General features: G+C 73.0%; 17 protein-coding genes. 13 read left to right on the top strand and 4 right to left on the bottom strand.

What is annotated here, in order from left to right; all coding sequences use genetic code 11:
* Positions 1 to 20: 20 nt before the first annotated feature.
* The 7 genes from E6W39_RS12865 to E6W39_RS12835 all read left to right on the top strand — a co-directional run bounded on the left by E6W39_RS12865 (position 21) and on the right by E6W39_RS12835 (position 8847).
* Positions 21 to 461 (top strand): SRPBCC family protein, encoded by a 441-nt coding sequence (locus E6W39_RS12865; protein WP_141633672.1) that lies wholly within the window; start codon positions 21 to 23, stop codon positions 459 to 461.
* Between the two features lie 260 nt (positions 462 to 721).
* On the top strand, positions 722 to 1888 hold the full coding sequence (locus tag E6W39_RS12860) for a glycosyltransferase (protein WP_323809012.1): 1167 nt from the start codon (positions 722 to 724) through the stop codon (positions 1886 to 1888).
* A 402-nt stretch (positions 1889 to 2290) separates the two neighbouring features.
* A complete protein-coding gene (locus tag E6W39_RS12855; protein WP_141633671.1) occupies positions 2291 to 3838 on the top strand; it encodes a sugar transferase in 1548 nt (515 codons plus the stop codon).
* Positions 3839 to 3844: 6 nt separating this feature from the next.
* On the top strand, positions 3845 to 5239 hold the full coding sequence (locus E6W39_RS12850; RefSeq protein ID WP_141633670.1) for an O-antigen ligase family protein: 1395 nt from the start codon (positions 3845 to 3847) through the stop codon (positions 5237 to 5239).
* Positions 5236 to 6939 carry a lipid II flippase MurJ gene (locus tag E6W39_RS12845; RefSeq protein WP_181799244.1) on the top strand — a complete coding sequence of 568 codons (1704 nt, stop codon included), beginning with the start codon at positions 5236 to 5238 and terminating at the stop codon, positions 6937 to 6939. The genes E6W39_RS12850 and E6W39_RS12845 overlap by 4 nt, the downstream gene beginning before the upstream one ends.
* Positions 6929 to 7726, top strand: a complete 798-nt coding sequence (locus E6W39_RS12840; RefSeq protein ID WP_141633668.1) for a polysaccharide deacetylase family protein — start codon at positions 6929 to 6931, stop codon at positions 7724 to 7726. The genes E6W39_RS12845 and E6W39_RS12840 overlap by 11 nt, the downstream gene beginning before the upstream one ends.
* Positions 7723 to 8847, top strand: coding sequence for a glycosyltransferase (locus E6W39_RS12835; protein WP_141633667.1), 1125 nt, complete (start codon positions 7723 to 7725; stop codon positions 8845 to 8847). The genes E6W39_RS12840 and E6W39_RS12835 overlap by 4 nt, the downstream gene beginning before the upstream one ends.
* Positions 8848 to 9060: 213 nt before the next feature.
* Here the strand turns inward: E6W39_RS12835 and E6W39_RS44130 are convergent, their stop codons facing one another.
* The gene (locus E6W39_RS44130) at positions 9061 to 10005 is read right to left on the bottom strand and encodes a pentapeptide repeat-containing protein (RefSeq protein ID WP_141633666.1); all 945 of its coding nucleotides are present in this window, start codon (positions 10003 to 10005) and stop codon (positions 9061 to 9063) included.
* A gap of 30 nt (positions 10006 to 10035) precedes the next feature.
* Between E6W39_RS44130 and E6W39_RS12825 the strand changes: the two genes are divergently transcribed.
* Positions 10036 to 11202, top strand: a complete 1167-nt coding sequence (locus E6W39_RS12825) for a GNAT family N-acetyltransferase (RefSeq protein ID WP_228718123.1) — start codon at positions 10036 to 10038, stop codon at positions 11200 to 11202.
* Positions 11203 to 11237: 35 nt separating this feature from the next.
* Here the strand turns inward: E6W39_RS12825 and E6W39_RS12820 are convergent, their stop codons facing one another.
* Positions 11238 to 12611: a glycoside hydrolase family 26 protein gene (locus E6W39_RS12820; protein WP_141633665.1), complete on the bottom strand. Its 1374-nt coding sequence runs from the start codon at positions 12609 to 12611 to the stop codon at positions 11238 to 11240.
* Between the two features lie 373 nt (positions 12612 to 12984).
* Here E6W39_RS12820 and E6W39_RS12815 point away from each other — a divergent pair, with 373 nt between their 5' ends.
* The 4 genes from E6W39_RS12815 to E6W39_RS12800 all read left to right on the top strand — a co-directional run bounded on the left by E6W39_RS12815 (position 12985) and on the right by E6W39_RS12800 (position 17498).
* Positions 12985 to 13881: a PQQ-binding-like beta-propeller repeat protein gene (locus tag E6W39_RS12815; protein ID WP_141633664.1), complete on the top strand. Its 897-nt coding sequence runs from the start codon at positions 12985 to 12987 to the stop codon at positions 13879 to 13881.
* Between the two features lie 215 nt (positions 13882 to 14096).
* The gene (locus tag E6W39_RS12810; RefSeq protein ID WP_141633663.1) at positions 14097 to 15695 is read left to right on the top strand and encodes an ABC-F family ATP-binding cassette domain-containing protein; all 1599 of its coding nucleotides are present in this window, start codon (positions 14097 to 14099) and stop codon (positions 15693 to 15695) included.
* Between the two features lie 449 nt (positions 15696 to 16144).
* Positions 16145 to 16378 (top strand): helix-turn-helix domain-containing protein, encoded by a 234-nt coding sequence (locus E6W39_RS12805; protein ID WP_181799243.1) that lies wholly within the window; start codon positions 16145 to 16147, stop codon positions 16376 to 16378.
* Between the two features lie 310 nt (positions 16379 to 16688).
* Entirely contained in the window at positions 16689 to 17498 is an 810-nt protein-coding gene (locus E6W39_RS12800; protein ID WP_141633661.1) for an enoyl-CoA hydratase/isomerase family protein, read from the top strand.
* Positions 17499 to 17664: 166 nt separating this feature from the next.
* Here the strand turns inward: E6W39_RS12800 and E6W39_RS12795 are convergent, their stop codons facing one another.
* The gene (locus E6W39_RS12795; protein ID WP_141633660.1) at positions 17665 to 18876 is read right to left on the bottom strand and encodes an RNA polymerase sigma factor; all 1212 of its coding nucleotides are present in this window, start codon (positions 18874 to 18876) and stop codon (positions 17665 to 17667) included.
* Complete coding sequence (locus E6W39_RS12790; RefSeq protein ID WP_141633659.1) at positions 18873 to 19244, bottom strand: YciI family protein; 372 nt, start codon at positions 19242 to 19244, stop codon at positions 18873 to 18875. Before E6W39_RS12790 ends, E6W39_RS12795 begins: the two co-directional genes overlap by 4 nt.
* Positions 19245 to 19465: 221 nt before the next feature.
* Here E6W39_RS12790 and E6W39_RS12785 point away from each other — a divergent pair, with 221 nt between their 5' ends.
* Positions 19466 to 20956: an MFS transporter gene (locus tag E6W39_RS12785; protein ID WP_141633658.1), complete on the top strand. Its 1491-nt coding sequence runs from the start codon at positions 19466 to 19468 to the stop codon at positions 20954 to 20956.
* The last annotated feature ends 101 nt before the right edge of the window (positions 20957 to 21057 follow it).

Below are 21057 nucleotides of genomic sequence, written 5' to 3'. Positions count from 1 at the left end.
ACCACGAGGAGCAGAGCGCCATGGCCCAGGTCCACGCCCGTACCGAGCGGACGTACACCGCCACGCCCGAGCAGGTGTACGAGGCGATCGCCGACTACAACACCGTCCGCCCGCAGCTGCTGCCCACGCAGTACAGCGAGTACGAGGTGCGGGCCGGCGGGATCGGTGCGGGCACCCAGGTGCACTGGAAGCTGCAGGCGACCGAGAAGCGGGTTCGCGACTGCCTGTTCACGGTCAGCGCGCCCAAGCCGGGCACCCTGGTGGAGACCGACGGCAACTCCTCGATGGTGATCACCTGGACGGTGACCGCGGCGGGCGCCGGGCAGACCACCGTGGCGATCGACACCACCTGGCAGGGCGCCACCGGTATCGGCGGCTTCTTCGAGCGCACCTTCGCACCCAAGGGCCTCAACCGGATCCACGACGAGGTGCTGGCCCGCCTCGCCGGTCACCTGAAGTAATGGTCGGCATTAAGTAATGGGCAGCATTAGCTGCTGCCGGCCGCCTGGAGTAATGGGCGGCATTACTAATGAGCAGCATTAACTAATGGCTGGCATTAACTAATCGGCAGTATTAACCGCTGCCGGGCACCTCGGCACACCCGGGGCACCCGGGGCACCCCGGACGCCCGTGCGAGCGAGCACCCCGTACGAGTGGACCCCGGCCACCCCGGGGTGACGGTGCACGGTGCGTAGCGCCCCGTCACCCTAGGCTCGCCGCCGTGCATCTGACGATCCTTCACGTATCCCAGCCGGTGGACGGCGGCGTCGCGCGGGTGGTGACCGACCTGGTGCGCGGGCAGCGCGCCGCGGGGCACCGGGTGGTGCTCGCCTGCCCGTCGACCGGTCGGCTCTCGCGCGAGGCGATGGCCGCCGGGGCGGAGCTGCTCGACTGGCCGGCCCGGCGCTCGCCGGGGCCGTCGGTGCTCACCGAGGCGGCGGCGCTGCGCCGCCTGGTGCGCAAGGCCGGCCCGGACGTCGTCCACCTGCACAGCGCCAAGGCGGGCCTGGCCGGGCGGCTGGCGGTGCGCGGGCGCGTCCCCACCGTCTTCCAGCCGCACGCCTGGTCCTTCGCCGCCGCCACCGGCGTGTTGGCGGATGCCAGCACCCGCTGGGAGCGGTATGCGACGCGCTGGGCTACCAGTGTGCTCTGCGTCAGCGAGCAGGAGCGCGCCGACGGCCTAATGGCCCGTATTAATGCCGACTACACCGTCATCCCCAACGGCGTCGACCTGGCCCACTACACCCTCGCCGAACGCGCCGAGCGCCGCGCCGCCCGCCTCTCGCTCGGCCTTGACCTGAATGAACCGCTGGCCGTCTGCGTCGGGCGGCTCTGCCGTCAGAAGGGCCAGGACCTGCTGCTGGCAGCCTGGCCGGCGGTGGCGCGACGGGTGCCCGGGGCCCGGCTGGCACTGGTCGGCGGCGGGCCGGACGCGCCGGTGCTGGCGGCCCAGGCGCGGGCGCTGCCGGAGCCGTACCGGGTGCGGCTGGCAGGCGATGTGCCGGATCCGCGCCCGTGGCTGGCCGCGGCGGACCTGGTGGTGCTCCCGTCGCGCTGGGAGGGCATGGCCCTGGCGCCACTGGAGGCGATGGCGACAGGCCGGCCGGTGCTGCTCACCGACGTCCCCGGGGCCCGCGAGCAGCTGCCGCCGGGCGACCACCAGGTGGGGCTGATCCCGGCGAACGACCCGGCGGCCCTCACCAACGCGCTGGCGGCGGCGCTGGCCGATCCGCTGGAGTGCGCCAGGCGCGGCGCGGCGGCCCGGGTCTGGGTGTGCGAGCGGCACGACATTTCGACAGTGATCGCGCGAGTGTCGAAGCTCTACCGGGACTCGATCGAGTCGATCGAGTCCGACCACGTGACTTCCCGTGTCCCCGCGCGCAGCTGATCGTTTCTCAGGCAGTGAAGCCGACGAGATCCCCACCGGACCTTCACAGATTCCGGACCCACCACCGCGATCGGCGGTCGGCGAACCCGGGTCGGAGGGTCGGGGTGACGGCCCGCGCTGACCCTGGCTCGGAATCAGATCGGTTATTCATATTAATGGGCAAGCAGAATGATGATGGCAAGTCAGCTTCCGGAAATCCGGCTCACGTTCGGTAGCGTCTGACTTTGCCTGCTTCGTTCCCAAAGTGCGAGAAAAGTGCGGGAGAACGTGCGAGACAGCGTGCAACACGTCGTGCGGAACGGCGTGCGACCCAGCACGCGACATGGCGTACGCGATTTCGCCTCGGACCCTTGTGCGAATGGAACGAGCGCCGCCCATCACACCAGGGGAGTTCGTGAGCAGATGACCATTGACCACGAGAGTGTGCCGAGGCCGGGGCAACCCGGGGCCGGCGGTCGGTGGCTCGGGATCGAGCTCCTCGACCGGACCAACCGGCCCACGCTGTCCCGCATCCGCCCCGGTGCGCAGCTCGGGCGGCGGCACCGCCGGGGACTGGGCTCCCGGGCCGCGCTGCCCGCCGGCCTGCTCGTGGTCGACCTGCTGGCGGTCGCCGCGGGGTCGGTCTGCTGCGCCGTCGACCCGGCCCGCCCGTTCGCCGACGCGGCCATGCTGCTGCCGGTGCTACTCCCGCTCAACCTGGCCGCCGGCCTCTACCGCACCCGGATGACCCCCTCGGCGCTGGACGAACTCCCCACCCTGCTTGGGCGGGCCGCCGTCGCGCTGGCCTTCGCGGTCACCCTGGGCGCATGCCTGCCCGCCACCTGCCTGCCGGCCCTCTGCCTGCCCGCGCCCTGGCCGATCGGCGGCCCGTCCGGCGGGATCCGACTGCTGCTCCTGCTCGGCGTGCTGGTGCTGTCGGCCCTGCTCGGCCGCAGCGTGCTCTACGGGCTGTTCCGCCGGATCCACCGCCGCCGGCCGGTACCCGTGCTGCTGCTCGGCGCCGGGGCGCTCGGCCAGCGGATCGCCGCCGCGCTGCGCGACCGGGCGGAGTACGGGATGCGGCCGGTCGGCTTCCTCGACCCCGACCCGGTCCGGCTGCCGGCCGACTCCCCGGTGCCGGTGCTCGGCGGGCGCGCGATGCTCGCCCGTGCGGTGCGGCGGCACGGGGTGCGACGGGTGCTGGTCACCACCGAGTCCACCGACGACCAGGAGACGGTCGCCACCCTGCGCGCCGCGGTCCGGCTCGGCTGCCAGGTCTGGCTGGTCCCCGGGCTGCGCGAGCACGGCGGGCTGGCCGTCGGCCTGCGCGGCGGCGTCGACCACCTCTGGGGGTACCCCTGTCTGCGGCTGCCCCGGCCGGCGATGCGCCGGCCCGGCTGGGTGGCCAAGCGGGCGCTGGACGTGCTCGCCGCCGGCACCGGCCTGCTGCTGATCTCGCCGGTGCTGGCCGTCTGCGCGCTCGCCGTGCGGCTGGACACCGGCCCGGGCGTGCTCTTCCGTCAGCAGCGCACCGGCCTCGACGGCCAGGGCTTCACACTGCTGAAGTTCCGCACCCTGCGCCCCGCCGACGAGCACGAGTCGGCCACCCACTGGAACATCGCGCAGGACGAGCGGATGAGCCGGATCGGCCGCCTGCTGCGCCGCAGCTCGCTGGACGAGCTGCCGCAGCTGTGGAACGTGCTGCGCGGCGACATGACGCTGGTCGGGCCGCGCCCCGAACGGCCGTACTTCGTCATTCGGTTCAGCAAGACCGACCCGGAGTACGCCGACCGGCACCGGGTGCCGGTCGGGCTGACCGGCCTGGCCCAGGTGAACGGGCTGCGCGGGGACACCTCGATCGAGGACCGGGCCCGCTTCGACAACCGCTACATCGAGAGCTGGAGCCTGTGGCAGGACGTCAAGATCCTGCTGCGCACCGCGGCCCTGATGCTCCGACCCGACGGGAGCTGACACGCCGTGGTCCTGTCCCTGCCCTACCGCGCCCCGGTCGCGCAACGCCCCGCGTGGGCCCGCGCGTCGGCGCATCCGGCGGTGGGGCTGCTGCGGCGGCCCAGCCTGGTCGCCGCCGCGACCATCCTGCTGGTCTGCGTGCCGACCGGCGAGAAGGACGTGTCGGCGGCCGTCCACATCACGGCGGCCGACGTCGCGTCGGGTCTGCTGGTGCTGCTGCTCGCCGTCGACGTGGCGCGGGGGCGGCGGATCGAACTGAGCCGCTCGGCCGCCGTGCTGTTCGGCGCCGTCACGGTGGCCGGTGCGGTGGCGACGATCACCTCGATCGATCCGCAGTTCAGCGTCAGCGGTTTCGTCCGGCAGGTGCAGATCTTCGTGCTGGTGCCGCTCGCGGTGCTGGCCGCGCTGCGCGACCGCACCGATCTGCGGCTGGTGCTCGGCTCGTTCGTGCTGGCCGCGCTGATCGAGGGCGCGGTGGGCGCCGAGCAGTACCTCACCAGGACCGGCGCCTCCTACACCGGCCAACCGATCCGCGCCGTCGGCACGTTCGGGGTGCTGGACGTGATGGCGATGTCCGGTGTGGTCAGCTTCGGACTGCTCGCGGCGTTGGGACTCAGTCTGATCGAACGTCAGAGTGCCTGGCTCAGCAGGGTGTTGCTGGCGTCGACGGCGTTCCTGGCGTTCCCGCTGGCGGTCTCGTTCAGCCGAGGCAGCTGGATCGCCACCGCCGTCGGTGTCACCGTGCTGCTGCTCAAGGCGGATGCCAAGCTGGCGCTGCGCTGGGCCGGGGTCGGACTGGCCGCAGCCGTCGTGCTGTTCGGCGCGTCGGGCACGGGTGCCTCCGGCGCGGGCGGCGTGGGCGCGGGTGGCGGCGGGATCGCCAAGCGCCTCAGCAGCATCGGCACGGTCTCCGGCGGCAACGAGGACCACTCGGTCAGCGACCGGTACGACCTGTGGGCCACCGCCCGCGCCATCTGGGCCGACCACCCGGCCACCGGTGCCGGACCGAAGAGCTTCTACCAACTGCGTGACTCCCACGCCCCGTTGAGGCTCTCCTCCGGCAGCGACACGGCCGGCGCCGGCTCCGGCTTCCAGCGCGAACCGCTGCTTTCCCCGCACAACATGTACCTCCTGGTGCTCAGCGACCAGGGGCTGCTCGGCTTCACCGCCTACGGCACGCTGTTCCTGGTGCTGCTGCTCGGCTGCCTGCGCCGCCGCGGTCCGGCCGGGCCGGTCGTGGCCGGCCTGCTCTGCTGGGTGCTGGTGGACTTCCTCTACGCCGACATCGGCGGCACCACCACCGTGCTCACCTCGGTGATCCTGGGCCTGGCCGCCTGGTCGGCACTGCCCGCCGACCAGGCGGGGCAGGACCGTGCGCCGGCCCTGGAGGCGACTGCGTGACCACCACCGAACGGCTGGCCACGGCACCCCGGGCCGACCGTCAACCATCCTTCTTGGCAAAGGCGTTCGGCATCACCGCAGTGCTCAGTGCGGCCGGCTCCGGGCTCGGGCTGCTACGCGACCTGCTGCTCGCCCGGTACTTCGGCGCGGACAAGGGCACCGACGCCTTCCTGGTGTCCTGGACGGTGCCGGAGACCGCCGCGCCGCTGCTGATCGAGGACGCCATGGCCTTCCTCATGGTGCCCGCGTTCAGCCTGGCCCTGGTGCTGCGCGAGGAGCGGCCCGACGGGCCCGACCCGGTGCGGCAGCTCACCGGGGCCACCCTGCCCTGGCTGATCGCCGCGCTCTGCGGCCTCTCCGGCGCCACCATGCTGTGGGCGCCGCAGCTGGTGCACGTGCTGGCCCCGGGGCTCGCCAGTCCGCGGCTGGCGGTCACCTGCACCCGGTTCACCGCCGTCACCATCGTGCCGTTCGGGCTGGCCGGCTACTTCGCCGCGGCGCTGCGGGCCCACCACCGGTTCAGCGCGCCGGCCGCCATCTACGTCGCCTACAACGTGGGCATCCTGGCGGTCCTGGCGGTCTGCCACAGCCTGCTCGGCGTGCGGTCGGCCGCGCTCGGAGTGGCGTTCGGCAGCCTGCTGATGGCCGGCGTGCTGGTCGGGCCGTTCGCCAGGATGCTGCACCGCGGCCGGGCCGGCCACCGCGGCAAGGACGGCGGCGGCCGCCCGCTGCTGCTGAGTCCCCTGGCGCTGCTGCCGGTTGCGGCGTTCACCCTGACCCGGCAGTCCCAGGTCTTCATCGAGCGCTACCTCGGCTCGGCGCTGCCGCCCGGCACCATCTCGCACCTCAACTACGCGGCCAAGGTCTCCCAACTCGCCATGACCACCGCCATCCTGATCTGCACCGTGACCTTTCCGCTGGTGGCCAGGGCGCTGGCCGCCGGCGACCTGACCGCGGCCCGGGACCGGGTGGAGAAGGACCTCGGCCACGCGGCGGCCGTGGTGCTGGCGGGCATGGCCTTCCTGTTCGCCTGCGCGCCCGCCGTGGTCGACCTGCTCTTCCAGCGCGGCGCGTTCGGCTTCGCCGACACCGCCGCCACCGCCCAGGTGATCCGGGTCTACAGCTTCGGCCTGCTCGCCCAGGCCCTGATCGGGGTGATGGTCCGGCCGTTCTTCTCGATGCGCCCGGCGGTGCGGCGGGCCGACGACCCGCGCGACGACGGCGGCGGCGGGCGGCTGTTCGACTGGTTCCCGGTAGCCGCGATGGTGCTCGGCCTGGCCGTCACCACGCTGGTCGGCCTGGCCTGCGCGGCCCGGTTCGGGGCGCTCGGCGTGGCGGGCGGCAATGCGGCGGGCATCACCACCACCGCCGTGCTGCTGCTGCGCGGCCTGGCGCTGCGCGGGATCGCGCTGCGTACCCGCCGGGTGCTGATCGGCCAGGCCCGCCTGATCCTGGCCGCCGCCGGTGCCACCGCGGCCGGCCTCGCCGCCTGCGACGCGGTCGGCACCGGCCTGCCCGCGGTGCTGGCCGGCGGCGCCGCCGTGCTGGCGGCCTATCTCGTGCTCGGCGCGCTGCTCGGCGCGCGCGAGCTGACCGGCCCGGCCAACCGGGTTCGGGCTCTGCTGCGCCTGAACAGGGGCCCCGAGGGCGCCGGGCCGGCGCCACGTCTGCAGGAAGGAACGCTGCGCGATGGTCGCTGAACTCACGGGCCGCACGTATCTGCCCCAACAGGGCGGTCCCTCCGGGAACGGTCGCCGACCAGCGATGCCGTGGATCCTGATGTACCACTCGGTGGCCGACGAGGAGGAGGATCCGTACCTGCTCACCGTCAGCCCCGGGCGGTTCGCCCAGCAGATGCGCTGGCTGGCCGTGCGCGGCTGGCGCGGCGTGAGCGTGCGCGAACTGCTCGCCGCCAGGGCGGCCGGTCGGCGCGAGCGGCTGGTCGGCCTGACCTTCGACGACGGCTACGCGGACTTCGCCGGGCACGTGGTCCCGGTGCTCTCCGAACACGGCTTCACGGCCACCGCCTTCGTGGTCACCGAACGACTCGGCGATGTCAACTGCTGGGACGCAGAGGGGCCGCGCAAACCTCTGCTGACGGAGCGTCAGGTTTGTGAACTCGCTGCCGCAGGCTGGGAGATCGGCTCGCACGGCATGAGCCACCTGGCGCTGCCCGAAGTGCCGCCCGGGGTGCTGAGGGCTGAGGTGGAAGGCAGCCGGACGCTGCTGACCGAGCTGCTCGGCGAGCCGGTGCGCGGCTTCTGCTACCCGTACGGCGCGCTGGACGCCGCCGCCATCCGGGCGGTGCAACGGGCCGGCTACGACTATGCGGTGGCGATCCGGCACAGTGCGCTGGCCGGCCGCTACGCCCTGCCCCGCTGCTACGTCGGCGACCGGGACGGGGCCTGGCGGCTGCGCGCCAAGCGTGGGCGGCACGGGCTGCGCGAGGTCATCGCCGACCTGCGCAGACGGGGGGCGGCCGAATGAGAGTGCTGCACATCATCACCGGCCTGGCGGCCGGCGGGGCCGAGCAGCAACTGCTGCTGACGATCCGCCACTTGCCGCCCGGCATCGACTGCGAGGTGGCCACCCTCAGCAACCCGGGCAGCGTGGCGGCGGCGCTGCGTGCGGAGGGCGTGCGGGTGCACCACCTGGCGATGCGCGGCAACCGCGACCTCGGGGTGCTGCCCCGGCTCATCCGGTTGATCCGGCACGGTCGTTACGACGCGGTGCACACCCACCTCTACCGGGCCGGGCTCTACGGCCGTCTTGCCGCCCGGCTGGCCGGAGTCCGGGTGGTGCTGGCCACCGAGCACTCGCTGCATGCCGGGACCATCGAGGGCCGACCGGTCAGCGCCGGCGTCAAGTCCCTCTACCTGGCGGCGGAACGGCTCGGCAGCACCACGGTGGCGGTGTCCCGGCAGGTCGCCGGCACCCTCGCCGACTGGGGCGTGCCCGGGCAGCGGGTGGCGGTGCTGCCGAACGGCATCGAGGCCGGGCGGCTGCGGCACGACGAGCCCGAGCGGTCCGCGCTGCGGGCCCGGTTGCGCCGCGAACTCGGGCTGCCCGAGCAGGCGTTCGTGGTCGGCGCGGTCGGCAGGCTGGTTCCCGGCAAGCGCTTCGAGGTGCTGGCCGAGGCGCTGACCCGACTGCCGGACCAGGTGCGGCTGCTGGTGGTGGGGGAGGGCCCGGAACGGGACCGGCTGACCCGAGCGGCCGGCCCGAGAGCCGTCCTCACCGGTGAACGGGCCGATGTGCCCGAGCTGTTGACCGCCATGGACGTGCTGGCCGCGCCCTCGGTGGAGGAGACCTTCGGGCTGGCCGTCCTGGAGGGGCTGGCGGCGGGACTGCCGGTGCTGCACAGCGGCTGCCCGGCCCTGGAGGAACTGCCCGCCGACGCGGCCCCCGGCGCCCGGAAGCTGGCCTCGACCGCCGACGCCTACCGCGAGGCGCTGCTCGACCTCGCCACCGCCCGCCCGGTCGGCCCGCTGCCGCGCCCACCGGCCGTGGCCCACTACGACATCGTCCACACAGCGGCCCGCCTGGGTGAGCTGTACCAGCGGCTCGGTCGGCGCGGGGCGCCGGCCCTGGCGGAGAGGGAGATCTGAGATGTTCGACCGAACACACCTCATCCACGGCTCGGTTCGCCGTCTGTGGCCACTGGTCGCGGCCGTTCCGCTGGGCGCGCTGGTCGGCGGCGGCTACGCCGTCATGGCAACGCCCCAGTACACGGCCAACTCCTATGTGGTGGTGGTCCCCGAGACCGCCACCGAGGCTACCCAGGCGGTCAACTTCGCTCAGGCGTACGGGCGTTTGGCCGGTCAGCCGCAGGTGCTGGCGCTGGCCGCCGGCGACGCCGGGCAGACCCCGGCCGAACTGACCAGCCTGGTGAGCGCCACCACCTCGCCCGATGCCCCGGTGATCGAGATCGACGGCACCGGCACGCGCCCCAAGGACGCGGTTCGGACGGCCGACGCGGTGGCCCGGGCGCTGATCGCCTTCGCCAACGGCACCAGCAGGGACACCGGGGTGCGTCTGGTCCCGCTGGCGCCCGCCGCCGCGCCCGACAAGCCGACCAGCCCCACCGGCGCGCTGGACGTCGCGGTCGGCGCCGCTGCCGGGGTGCTGCTCGGCTCGCTGGCGCTGATGGTCCGTCGGCGGTCCGCGGACGGTACACCGGTGACCCCCGAGCCCGCCACCGCGGTGCCGGCCCCGGCGCCGGTGGCGGCCGTGCTCCCGGCCCCGGCACCCGAGACCGCCGTGGTCCCTGCGCCGGCACCCGAGACCGCCGTGGTCCCTGCGCCGGTACCCGAGACCGCCGTGGTCCCTGCGCCGGTACCCGAGACCGCCGTGCTCCCTGCGCCGGTACCCGAGACCGCCGTGCTCCCGGCCCCGGCACCCGAGACCGCCGTGGTCCCTGCGCCGGCCAAAGAACAACGGGCCAATGACCAGCCGCGCAAGGAGCAACCGGCGAAGGAGCAGCCGGCCACGGAACAACTGATCAAGGAACAACCGGTCAGGGAGCAACCGGCGAAGGAGCGGCCGGCGAAGGAGCAACCGGCCAAGGACGAGCAGCCGCCCCAGCAGCCGCAGCCCGCCGCCGCGAAGCCGGCCAGGCAGCAGGCCGGCACCGCGAAGTCGGCGCTCCGGCCGTCGGGCAGGCACGCCGGCAGGCCGAGCGCGAAGGAGACCAGGCCGAGCGCCAAGGAGGCCAAGCCGGCCGCGAAGCAGGACGAGCCGGCCGCCCGGGCGGACGAGCCCGCCATGCGGACCGAGGAGCCGGCCGGGAGAACCCCGTGACCTCGCTGCACCCGCCGCACCCGCTGCGCCGCCGCCCGCTGCCGCTGTCCGAACCGGCCCGCTCGGCGACCGACTGGCAGACCGAACTGCGCTGCGACGACGCCGCGCTGGACGAACTGGCCGAGGAGTGGGACGTGTTGGCCGCCCGCTGCCGCAGCGCCACGCCGTTCCAAGCGGTCGGCTGGCAGGCGTCCTGGTGGCGCGCGTACGGCCGGCCCGGCGCGCTGCGAGTGGTGCTGGTGCGCCGGGAGGGCGTGCTGGTCGGGGCCGTCGCCCTGCACCGTACCCGCACCGGCACGCTCACCGGGCTCGGCGGCGGCCTGATCGACTACACCGATGTGCTGCTGGACGACGAGCACGCCGCTGAGGCGGCCAGCCGACTGGCCGCCGCGCTGCCGGTGCGCCGGCCGTGGCAGGCGCTGGAGTTGCGCGAGGTGCGGGCCGGCTCGGCCGCGCACCTGCTGTACGCCGCCTGGACCGGGCGGCGGCACCAACTGGCGGACTCGGTGTGCCAGTACCTTCCAGCTGTGCCGATGGAGCAGCTCATGACCCGGCTGCCCGGGCGGACCGCCCAGCGCAGCCGGGCCAAGCAGCGCAAGCTGGCGGACACCGGCGTCGAGGCGCGCCGGGTGCCGGCCGCCGAGGCCGGGGCGGCGATGGCGGACCTGCTGCGCCTGCACGCCTTGCAGTGGCAGAGCCGCCGCGTCACCCCCGAGCACCTGAGCGAGCACTTCCGGGCGCACCTGGTGGAGTCGACGGGGCGGCTGGCCCGGTCCGGCCAGGCGGTGGTCTACCGCTACTACCTCGGCGGTGAGCTGATGGCGGTGGACCTGCTGATGCTCTGCCCCAGGCTCGCCGGGCTCTACCTGTACGGCGCGCATCCGGGGTTGCGCGAGCGCTTGGACATCGCCGGACTGCTGTTCGGGACATCACTGCAGGAGGCGGTCCAGGCGGGCGTTCCGGAGCTCAGCCTGATGCGCGGTGAGGAGCCGTACAAGGAGCGGTGGCGGCCGGACCGTGAGCGCAACCTGCGGCTGCTGCTCGGCCCGCGCCGGTGCGCGGTCAGGCTGACCCTGCGGCTGGCCGTGGTCCGCAGCCGGGTGGCACTGGCGCCGCACCTGCGCGGACCGGTCCGGCGGCTGCGGGCCCTGTTGCGCCGCTGAGCCCGGGCGGGCCGCCCGGGCTCAGCGGCGCGATGTCAGCCGTTCCCCGGACGCAGGCTCACCCGCGGGAGCTTGGACAGGTCGGGGACCAGGCCGGACAGGTCGGTGAGGCCGGACGGGATGCTGGGCAGCAGGTTGGGCAGCATCGACAGGTCCGGCATCAGCGGGGCCGTCGGAGTCGCGGACGGCCTCGCCGGCTTGGGGGCCGAGGAGGGGACGCGGGTCGCCGCCGGGGTGTCGTCCGAGTCGGGATGCGGGTGGGGGTGCGGGTGCGGGCGGGTCGGCGTCTCGGCGTCGATGGAGGGGTGCGGCCGGGGCGGGCGCGCCGCGGTGTCGTCGTCGGGCCCGGCCGCCGCCTCCTGGCCACCGCTCAGCAGAGCCCGGTAGACGGCGCTGGCCTGCGGGTTGTCGTGGCACTCCCAGAAGCCGTGCGGGCAGTAGTCGGTGACGGTCTGGTAGGCGGTGTCGTGGGTGCGCATCCAGTCGACCATCCGCCGGACGTACTCGGGGTCGTCCCCGTTGCGGAACAGTCCCCACTCCGGGTACGAGACCGGCTTGCCGCGCTTGGCGGCGAACTCCACCTGCTCCTCGAGGCCGTAGGGCTCGTTGACCATGTCGTCGAAGGTGGCGCCGGACGGCTGGTCGTAGCTGTCGGTGCCGATGATGTCCACCACGTCGTCGCCCGGGTAGCACTTGGTCCAGGCGATGTCGTCCAGGCCCCGGCTGGGGGTGAAGTCGAACCGGAAGCGCTGCCCCGGCACCGAGCGCATCAGGTCGACGATCCGGCGCCAGTAGGTCTTCCAGGCGGCCGGGTCGGGGCGGCAGCGGCCGGTGTAGGTGATGCCGTTCATCTCCCAGCCGAGCACGATCACGGTGTCGCCGCCGCCGAGTGCCACCAGCTTGCGGGCCAGCCGCAGGTAGTGCTGGTCGAACGCGCCGCGGGCGCCCTGGCCGAGCAGGTCGGCCACCTGGTCGTCGGGCACGTTGCCCTCGTTGGGTGTGAGCATCGGCACATTCAGCACCAGGGTGCGGCTGCGGTCGGCCAGTCGCCACTGCGCCCAGAGCGCGAGGACCCGGTTGTCGCCCTCGACGTCGTTCCAGTTGTTTCCGGCCAGATATGTGTGGCCGACCTGCATGTCGGCGCCGTGCAGCCAGGCCGACATCCGCGCGATCTGCGGGATGTAGTTGTCCCAGGAGCCGACGAAGGCACCGAACGGCACCTTGTGGTCGAGCCGCCGGGTGTTGGGCTTGGGCACTCCGGGGCGCGAGGCCGGCTCCGCACCGCTGTCGCGGGCGCCGCTCGCGAGCCCGCGGTCGGCGGTGCTGAGCGGGTCGGTGCTGCTGGAGATGCCCGCGGTGGTGAGTAGCAGCAGTGCGGACCCGGCCAGGGCCACGCGGCCGATGCGCATCGTCTCTCCTCTGGTCCGGCCGCGACGTGCGGGCGCGCACCGTGTGTGCGGTGACACAGACAGTAAGGGGACGAAGTGCTGGAAAAGCCGAATGTCACTCTAAAGTGGACACATTCAGCGAGTCTGGACTAATCCGGTTGGAAAAAGACACGACTGTGGTCCATTGTCAGCGCCTCACTCGTCCGATATTGATCGGGTCGGGCCTGCTTGGCGTGGGTGCCCAGAGCTGACCTGGGATTGTCCGGTTCGCCTCCCGCCACTGTGCGGGGCAGACCCGCCGTGCTGACGCTGACGGACGGGCCAGGTACCCTCCGGAGGTGTCCTGGAAGCCGTTTCGAACCCTGACCCCCGGTCCGCCCTGCCCGCGCTGGCGGTGCTGCTGATCCTCGGCGCCGGTGCGGCAGCCCATGCCAACCGCCCGGTGCCGTTCGGGGATCAGGTCTCCGCACCCGGCAAGGCGGAGGCCAGCCCGGTGAGCGCCCAGTCGGCCGACCCGGTCACTCCGGACTTCCGGATCGGTCCCGGTCTGGAGGCCTACGACCCGTCGACCGGTTCACTCCTTTGGTCGTACCGGCGGGACGGTGCCACCGCGCTGCACGTGTCGATGCTGGGACAGAACGGCTCGCCGGAGCAGAGCGCGGTCGTGGTCTGGGACGACGGCATGGTCACCTCGCTGCGGGTCGCCGACCACCAGGTCCGCTGGCACCGCTCGGTGCCCGGCCTGTCCGATTGGCTGCACGGCGACAACGATCCGGGCGGCGCCCAGCGCACCGACGTGCAGCGCAAGGAGCTGGAGCTGGAGCGGGCGGCTTCCGCGGTGCAGACCGTGCTCGGCCCGGAGCCGTGGGTGCAGGTGCTCACCCCGGGGCTGACCATGGGCTTCCGCGACCGTGACGGCGACCTCAGGTTCAACTCCCGCCCGCAGGCCGGCTGCCTCTACGACCCGCAGCGCGCCGTGAGCACGGACGACGCCGTGCTGCTGCCGCGCGCCTGCACCGGCACCACCGGCTCGGGTCGGCAGCTGCCCGGCTCGGTGACCGGCTTCAAGCTGATCGACCACAGCTTCGTGCTCAACACCGGCCCCGCCGTGGAGCTGATCCGGCTGGACGGCCACCGGGTCCGGCTGAACGACGGCCCGCTGCTCGGCAGCCGGGTGGTGGACGCCGACACCGGCATCACCGAGATCCCGTGCGGCAGCGCCTCGGCGCCGTTCGCGGCCGAGCCGGCGGCCGGCGGCTGCCCGAGCCCGGCCCAGCAGCCCACGCACTGACGGCGGGCCGCCGGCGCACCGACCCCGCGCCGGCGGCCCGGCCCCGACCGGTACCGCGCCCGGCAGCCGGTCGGGACCTCCGGATAATTCATCCGGGCACCCTCGGCGTGCCCGGTAGACTGGCCCGCATGGCTGTTATCGCTCTGTATTAGCGGCGGCACCCGCCCGTCCGATCTGTCGCCCGCCGCTTCCCGTCACAGGAGTCTCCACCAGCCATGATTTCCGCTAACGCCCTCGAACTGCGTGCCGGTGCCCGCATCCTCATCGAGTCCGCCAGCTTCCGGGTGGCCCCCGGCGACCGGATCGGCCTGGTCGGGCGCAACGGCGCCGGCAAGACCACGCTGACCAAGGTGCTGGCCGGCGAGGGCCTGCCGGCCGGCGGCCAGGTCACCCGCTCCGGCGAGGTCGGCTACCTCCCGCAGGACCCGCGCACCGGCGACCTCGACGTGCTGGCCCGCGACCGGATCCTCTCCGCGCGCGGCCTGGACACCGTGCTGAAGAAGATGCGCGAGAACGAGGAGCGGATGGCGAACGGCAAGGGCGCCACCCGCGACAACGCGATGAAGAAGTACTCCAGGCTGGAGACCGAGTTCCTCACCAAGGGCGGGTACGCCGCCGAGGCCGAGGCCGCCACCATCGCCGCCGCGCTCGGTCTGCCGGACCGGATCCTCGCCCAGCCGCTGCACACCCTCTCCGGCGGTCAGCGCCGCCGGGTCGAGCTGGCCCGGATCCTCTTCTCCGACGCCGACATCCTGCTGCTCGACGAGCCGACCAACCACCTCGACGCCGACTCGATCGCCTGGCTGCGCGACTTCCTGAAGACGTACAAGGGCGGCTTCATCGTGATCTCGCACGATGTCGAGCTGGTCGAGACGGTCGTCAACAAGGTCTTCTACCTGGACGCCAACCGCTCCGCGATCGACATCTACAACATGGGCTGGAAGCAGTACCAGCAGCAGCGCGAGGACGACGAGAAGCGCCGCAAGCGGGAGCGGGCCAACGCCGAGAAGAAGGCCGCCACCCTCAACGCCCAGGCCGACAAGATGCGCGCCAAGGCCACCAAGACGGTCGCCGCGCAGAACATGGCCCGTCGCGCGGAGAAGCTGCTGTCCGGTCTGGAGCAGGTGCGCGCCTCCGACAAGGTCGCCAAGCTGCGCTTCCCCGACCCGGCCCCGTGCGGCAAGACCCCGCTGACGGCCAGTGGACTGTCCAAGTCCTACGGCTCGTTGGAGATCTTCACCGATGTCGACCTGGCGATCGACCGCGGCTCCCGGGTGGTCGTGCTCGGCCTCAACGGCGCCGGCAAGACCACGCTGCTGCGGATGCTGGCGGGCGTCGAGAAGCCCGACACCGGCGAGGTGATCCCGGGCCACGGCCTGAAGATCGGCTACTACGCCCAGGAGCACGAGACCCTGGACCCGGAGCGCACCGTCCTGGAGAACATGCGCTCCTCCGCGCCGGACACCGACCTGGTGCAGATCCGCAAGATCCTCGGCTCGTTCCTGTTCTCCGGCGACGACGTGGACAAGCCGGCGGGCGTGCTCTCCGGTGGTGAGAAGACCCGGCTGGCGCTGGCCTCGCTGGTGGTCTCCTCGGCCAATGTGCTGCTGCTGGACGAGCCCACCAACAACCTGGACCCGGCCAGCCGCGAGGAGATCCTGGGCGCGCTGCGCACCTTCACCGGGGCCGTGGTGCTGGTCACCCACGACGAGGGCGCGGTCGACGCGCTGGAGCCGGAGCGGATCATCCTGCTGCCCGACGGCGTCGAGGACCTGTGGACTCCGGCCTACCACGACCTGGTCGCGCTGGCCTGACGTTTCGTCGACCGCCGCCGCGCGTGCGTCGGCGGCCCATTGCTTCCGCGAGGGCGGTCCCGGCTCAGGCCGGGGCCGCCCGTTGCTCGTCCGGCGGCCCCGGGCAGTCACACGATCAACCCGGCCGCTCACCTTCGGTAGACACACGCTCCTGCATCCGGCCGATGCGATCTCATCAGCCGAGGCGATCCGGGAATGCGGGGGTCTCAGATTCCGTTTTAATCGGATCCATTGCGCGTTCGGCCCGGGCGACCCGGCTGATCAGCACTTTCTCTCTGGGCGCCCGATTCCCGCTGGGGCGCAAACACCCAGGGTGAGCGCCCCGATGCGCTGGCGATACGCCCCATGCGCGCTCCTTTCCCCGGACAGACCTTGTCGAATGGGTGGCCAGGAGCCAGGGGATGGGTGATCATGGGAATCTGACCGAGCACAGCTACGAGGAGGCACGGGTGGCCGAGACTCTGAAAAAGGGCAGCCGGGTGACTGGTGCCGCGCGTGAGAAGCTCGCGGCCGAGTTGAAGAAGAAGTACGACTCCGGGGCGAGCATTCGCGCTCTGGCGGAGGAGACCGGCCGTTCGTACGGCTTCGTGCACCGCATGCTGAGCGAGACCGGGGTGAACCTCCGGGGTCGCGGTGGTGCCACGCGCGGCAAGGCCAAGGCGACTGCTGCCGCTGGATCCTGACGACGCGTCAGACTCCACGAGCCGGCTTCCGCAGCGGCGGACGACCCTCCAGGCGGCACCACTGGATCCGACGGACCGTCAGTTCCGCGCGACGCATCGGCGACCGTGACAGGCACCTCCGCCATGGGTGGGAGGCGTCTTCATCCGGCCGCCGATCGTCATGTTCGCTCAACTGTTCCGTGTCGGCTGACCGAACGTTCGTTCCGCTGGGCCGGCCGGGTGGGGTTCAGAAGCCCGGGCCAATAAGTTACTCTCCGGTAGAACCGTGGGCAGCGCGTCCTGGCCTGCCCTGAACTCGCCGGAGGTGCCCATGACCGCGCCCGTACCCACCCCTGCCAGCCCTGCCGACTGGGAGGCGGCCGGCGTCCGGCTGGAGGTCGAGGGCGAACTCGCCGTGGTCACCCTCTGCCAGCCCAAGCGGCGCAACGCCCAGAGCCCCGCGATGTGGCGCGCCCTGACCGCGATCGGGCGGGAGCTGCCCGGCGCCGTCCGGGTGGTGCTGCTGCGCGCCGAGGGCGTCTCCTTCTCGGCCGGCCTCGACCGCGCCATGTTCACCCCGGAGGGCATCCCCGGCGAGCCCAACTTCCTTGCGCTGGCCGGCTCCAGCGACCAGGAGCTGGACGCCGCGATCGCCGGCTACCAGGACGCCTTCAGCTGGTGGCGCCGCCCCGACGTGATCACCATCGCGGCGGTACAGGGCCACGCGGTGGGCGCCGGCTTCCAGTTGGCGCTCGCCTGTGACCTGCGGGTCTGCGCCGAGGACGTGCAGTTCGCGATGCGCGAGACCTCGCTCGGCCTGGTCCCCGACCTGACCGGCACCAAGCCGCTCACCGAGTTGGTCGGCTACTCCCGCGCGCTGGAGATCTGCGCCACCGGCCGCTGGGTGTACGGCAAGGAGGCCGCCGAACTGGGCCTGGCCAACCTGGTGGTGCCCGCCGCCGAGCTGGAGGCGGCCGCCCGCGACCTGGCCGCCGCCCTGCTGGCCGCGCCGCGCAACGCGGTGATCGAGACCAAGGCGCTGCTCCAGGGCGCCGCCGACCGCAGCTACCAGGAGCAGATCGCCGCCGAGCGGGCGGCCCAGGCGCGCCGCCTGCGCGACCTGGCCGGGATCGGCGACTGACGCCGACGCGGCGGCCCGGGCCGCACCTAGCGCTTCACCCGCGCGGCCCGGGCCTGAAGGATCAGGGCTTCACCCGCGGGGCCCGGGCCTGAAGGATCAGGGCTTCACCCGCGCGGCCCGGGCCTGAAGGATCAGGGCTTCACCCGCGGGGCCCGGGCCTGAAGGATCAGGGTTTCACCCGCGCGGCCCGGGCCTGGAGATAGCGCTGCTCGGCGATGCTGGCGGTGGCTTTCGCGGCCCGCCGGTAGTGCTGGTACGCGCCGGCCGGGTCGCCGCTCTTCTCCAGCAGGTGCGCCCGCACCGACAGCAGCCGGTGGTGCCCGGCCATCCGCTCGTCGCCGTCCAAAGTGGACAGCAGGGCCAGCCCGGCTGCCGGGCCCGCGGTCTCGGCGAGCGCGACCGCCCGGTTGAGGGTGACCATCGGGTTCGGCGCGATCCGCTCCAGGACCAGGTAAAGGGCGTGCACCTGCGGCCAGTTGGTCTCCTCGGCGGTGGTCGCGTCGGCGTGCGTGGCGGCGATCGCGGCCTGCAGCTGGTACGGCCCCAGCACCGGCCGGGCCAGCGACGCCTTGGCCAGCCCTATGCCCTCGTCGATCAGCGCGCGGTCCCACGCGGTGCGGTCCTGCTCGTCCAGCGGCACCAGGTCACCGGCTGGCGTGGTCCGGGCCGCCCGGCGGGCGTGGGTCAGCAGCATCAGGGCCAGCAGCCCGGCCACCTCACCGTCCTCGGGCAGCTGCGCGTGCACCATCCGGGTCAGCCGGATCGCCTCCCGTGCGAGGTCGGCGCGGTCCAACTCCCCGCCGGAGGAGGCGGTGTAGCCCTCGTTGAAGATCAGATAGAGCACCTGCAGCACGACCCGGAGCCGTTCCTCGCGCTCCCCGCCGTCGGGCAGGCGGAACGAGCTGCCGGCCGCCTTGATGCGCTGCTTGGCCCGGCTGATCCTGGCCGCCATGGTGCCCTCCGGCACCAGGAACGCACGGGCGATCTCGGCCGTGGTCAGGCCGCCGACCGCCCGCAGGGTCAGCGCGGTCTGGGAGGCCGCCGTCAGCGTCGGATGGCAGCACAGGAACAGCAGCACGAGGGTGTCGTCGGTGCCCGGCACCTCCTCGGGCACCACCTCGGCGGCCGTCGCCGACTCCCGCTCCCGACGCGCGTGATCGCTGCGCAACTGGTCGATGAGCCGCCGGGACGCGACGGTCACCAGCCAGCCGCGCGGGTTGTCCGGCACACCCTCGCCCGGCCACTGCACGCTGGCGGCCAGCAGCGCCTCCTGGACGGCGTCCTCGCACCCCTCGAACTGGCCGTACCGCCGTACCAAGGTGCCGAGGACCTGCGGCGCGAGCTCGCGCAGCAGGCCCTCGAAGTCCGCTCCTGTCATGCCTCCAATTGTCCGTCAGCGAACATCACTTGCCGCACCTCGACGCCCAGGCCCGTGATCGCGGCGTCCGGAATCCGCGCCGCCAGCTCGATCGCGCGCTCCTTGTTCTCGCAGTCGACCAGGTAGAAGCCGCCCAGGAACTCCTTGGCCTCCAGGAACGGGCCGTCGGTCACCACCGGCTGGCCGCCCACGACGGACACCACGACGGCCTGCGACGGGTCGACCAGCGCCTGGGTGGTGATCAGCTCGCCGGACTCCTTGAGCTCCGCGATGAACGCGCCGTGGCCGCTGCCGATCGCCGCCTTCTCCTCGTCGGTCAACGCATCCAGCACGGCCGGGTTGATGTGCAGGCTGATCAGGAACTGCATCTCGTCCTCCTCATGGGCAGTGGGCCCGCCGGGCCCCTTCGACCGGTGGTCGGAGCCGCCGCCCTCGTCTTGACATCCCTCGGCGGAAATCTCGCACGAGCTTCTCCGGTTTTCCGGCGGATTCCCGGCAGGGGATGTCAAGACGCGCCCGCCCGCTCCGACCGGTCGGCGAAGCGCCGGGAGAAGCCGGCGAAACCCCGAGAGAAACCGGAGCCTTCGAGATGCGAGCCAACCGGGCGTGGCTGGGACTGGCCGTCCTCTGCCTGCCGACACTGCTGGTCGCGATCGACACGACGGCGCTGCTGCTCGCGCTGCCGCGGTTGAGCGCCGAGCTGGGTGCCGGCAGCGTCCAGCAGCTGTGGATCAGCGACAGCTACGGACTCATGGTGGCCGGCCTGGTCATCACGATGGGGACGCTCGGTGACCGGATCGGCCGCCGACGCCTGCTGCTGATCGGTGCCGCGGCGTTCGCCGTGCTGTCGGTGCCGGCCGCGTTCGCGGTCAGCCCGCTGATGCTGATCGTCGTGCGGGCGCTGCTGGGCGTCGCCGGCGCCACCCTGGCCCCGTCGACCCTCGCCCTGATCACCACCATGTTCCGCGACGAACGGCAGCGCGGGCAGGCCATCGCGATCTGGGCGACCTGCCAGTTCGCCGGTGGTGCGCTCGGGCCCGTGCTCGCCGGGCTGCTGCTCCAGCACTTCTGGTGGGGATCGGTGTTCCTGGCCGCCGTGCCGGCGATGGCGGTGCTGCTGCTCGCCGGGCCGGTGCTGCTGCCGGAGTTCCGCAGCGACCGGGCCGGGCGGCTGGACCCGGTCGGCGTCGGGCAGTCGCTGCTGGCGGTGCTGCTGGTGTTCTACGGCGTCAAGCAGCTGGCCGTGGCGAGCGCGCCGACCGTCCCGGCGCTGGCGCTGGTCCTCGGCGCGGCCCTCGGGGCCCTCTTCGTGCGTCGTCAACTTCGGTTGGAGACGCCGCTGTTGGACCTTCGACTGTTCCGCGGGCGGCCGTTCACGGCCGTCATCGTCGCGCTGGTGTTCGCCGGCATCGCCATGGCCGGCACCGGCCTGCTGGTCACCCAGTACCTGCAGGGCGTGCTGGGCCACTCGCCGCTGGCCTCGGCGGTGCTGTTCGCGCCGATGGGTCTGGGCGTGGCGGTCGGCACCATGACCGCGCCGCAACTGGTCCGCCGGATGAAGCAGACCACCGCGATCGCCGGCGGGCTCGCGGTGTCGGCGCTGGGCGGCCTGCTGCTGGCCGGCGCCGACGGTGCCGGGGCGCTCCCGCTGGTGATGACCGGCATCGCCGTGCTGGCGCTGGGCACCGGCCCGCTGTTCGCGCTCGGCACCGGGCTGGTGGTCGGATCCGTGCCGCCGGAGCGCGCCGGCTCGGCGGCAGCGATGTCGGAGACGGGCAACTACTTCGGTGGCTCGCTGGGCTTCGCGCTGCTAGGTGTGCTGGCTGCGGTGGTCTACCGCCACCGGGCGCACGGCACCTCCGACTCGCTGGCCGGCGCGCTCGCCGCCGCCCACCGCCTGCCGGCCGGTCAGGGCGCGGCCCTGCTGCACACCGCGCGGGCCGCCTTCACCGCGGGCCTGCACGTCACCGGCCTGGTCGCCGCCCTGATCTTCGCCGGGCTGGCCGTGCTCGTCCTGACCATGCGCCCCGCGACCCGGAGTACGCCCGTCGCTCTCCCGGAGTACCAGGAGGTCCGGTGACCGGGAGGCTGTTCGTGTGCGAGTGGACTCTTCCAGGGGCACGTTTCGTGGCGAAATGTCAGAGTTAGTGCTGATTACGGTATAGCTGGAGCCACACCGCT

The organism is Kitasatospora acidiphila, assembly GCF_006636205.1.
Classification (GTDB): domain Bacteria; phylum Actinomycetota; class Actinomycetes; order Streptomycetales; family Streptomycetaceae; genus Kitasatospora; species Kitasatospora acidiphila.
The sequence above is the reverse complement of the archived record's forward strand: the minus strand, read 5'-3'. Positions and strand labels throughout refer to the sequence as shown.